The sequence below is a fragment of the Streptomyces sp. NPDC002044 genome (assembly GCF_040296725.1).
Lineage (GTDB): Bacteria > Actinomycetota > Actinomycetes > Streptomycetales > Streptomycetaceae > Streptomyces > Streptomyces antarcticus.
This window is the reverse complement of record NZ_JBEOXU010000316.1, coordinates 1-1,827: the sequence shown is the minus strand read 5'-3', so window position 1 is coordinate 1,827 and position 1,827 is coordinate 1. Positions and strand designations below refer to the sequence as shown.

The 1,827-nt window shown below is 78.4% G+C and carries 1 protein-coding gene; it reads left to right on the top strand.

Annotated elements, in window-relative coordinates:
• Positions 1-1,827: glycoside hydrolase family 84 protein (locus ABT106_RS31880; RefSeq protein ID WP_351284527.1), on the top strand; the 1,827-nt coding region annotated here is incomplete at both ends.

Below are 1,827 nucleotides of genomic sequence, written 5' to 3'. Positions count from 1 at the left end.
CGCTGTCGCGGCCGCCGGCGCCGCCGGTCCCGGCGCCGTCTCCGGCCCCGGCGCGGAGCCGGTGCGCGCGGCCGCCGAGGGGCCCGTCGTGTGGCCGCGGCCGCAGTCGATGACCGCCGATCCCGCGTACGAGGTGCCGCTCGGCGCGGAAGCGGTGCTGGTGGCTCCGGCGGACGCGGATCCGTACGCGGTCCAGGTCGTACGGGACGCCCTGCGCCGGGCGGGCGTGCGGACGCTGCACGAGAGCGCCCCGGGGGCGCCGCTGCCCGAACACGGCACCGTCGTAAGGCTCCAGGGCCAGGGCGCCGAGGACGCGCTGCGGGAGCTGGGCGTGGCCGGGGCGGGCGACCTGCCGGACGGCGGCTACCGGCTGGCCGTGGGGCGGCCCGGCGGCCGGGACACCGTCGCGCTGGCCGGCGTGGGCGCCGACGGGCTGTTCCACGCGGCGCAGACGCTGGGCCGGTTGCTGGCCGCCGACGGGCGCACGGTGCCGGGGGTCCGGGTGCGGGACTGGCCGGCCGCTCCCGTGCGCGGGATCACCGAAGGCTTCTTCGGGCGGCCGTGGACGCTGGAACAGCGCCTCGCGCAGGTGGAGTTCATGGGCCGCACCAAGCAGAACCGGCTTCTGCTCGCCCCGGGCGACGACCCGTACCGGACGACGGACTGGCGCCGGGAGTACCCGCGCGAGCAGCGCGAGGAGTTCCGCGCGCTGGCCGAACGGGCCCGCGCCAACCGGGTCGTGCTGGGCTGGGCGGTCACGCCCGGTCAGTCGATGTGCCTGTCGTCGGCGGCCGACCGAACGGCGCTGGCGCGCAAGGCGGACGCGATGTGGGAGCTGGGCTTCCGGGCGTTCCAGGTGCAGTTCCAGGACGTCAGCTACACCGAGTGGGGCTGCCCGGCGGACCGCGAGCGGTACGGGAAGGGCCCCGCGGCGGCCGCGAAGGCGCACGCGGAGGTCGCCAACGGCCTGGCGGAGCACCTCGCGTCGCGGCACCCGGGGTCGGCGCCGCTGTCGCTGCTGCCCACCGAGTACTACCAGGCGGGGGCCACCGCCTACCGCACGGCGCTGGCGGACGCGCTCGACCGGCGGGTGGAGGTGGCGTGGACGGGCGTGGGCGTGGTGCCCCGCACGATCACCGGCCGGGACCTGGCCGGAGCCCGCTCGGCGCTCGGGCACCCGCTGGTCACCATGGACAACTACCCGGTGAACGACTGGGACCCGAAGCGGATCTTCCTCGGCCCCTACACGGGCCGCGAGCCGGTGGTGGCGGGCGGCTCGGCCGCGCTGCTGGCCAACGCCATGCCGCAGGGCGCCCTGTCCCGCGTCCCGCTCTTCACGGCGGCGGACTTCGCGTGGAACCCGCGCGGCTACCGGGCCGAGGAGTCCTGGGCGGCCGCGGTGCGCGAGCTGGCCGGACCCGACCCGAGGGCCCGCGAGGCGGTGGCCGCGCTGGCCGGGAACACCGCCTCCTCCGGCCTGAAGCAGGAGGAGTCGGCGTATCTGCGGCCTCTGGTCGAGCAGTTCTGGGCGGCCCGCGCCGCGGGGGACCCGGCGGCCGGGGAGGAGCTGCGGAGGGCCTTCACGGTGCTGCGCGAGGCCCCCGCCAGGCTCCCGTCCCTGGCCGGCGAGGCGGGGCCCTGGCTGGACCGGCTCGCGCGCCACGGCACGGCCGGCGAGCTGGCGGTGGACGTCCTGCGGGCGCAGGCCCGGGGCGACGGGGCGGCCGCCTGGCGACGTCTGAGCGCCCGCGCACGACGGTGCCCCGCCCTCGCGAGAGCGGCGGGGCACCGTCGTGTCCGGGCGGTGCGAACGGCCGCGACGGCTAG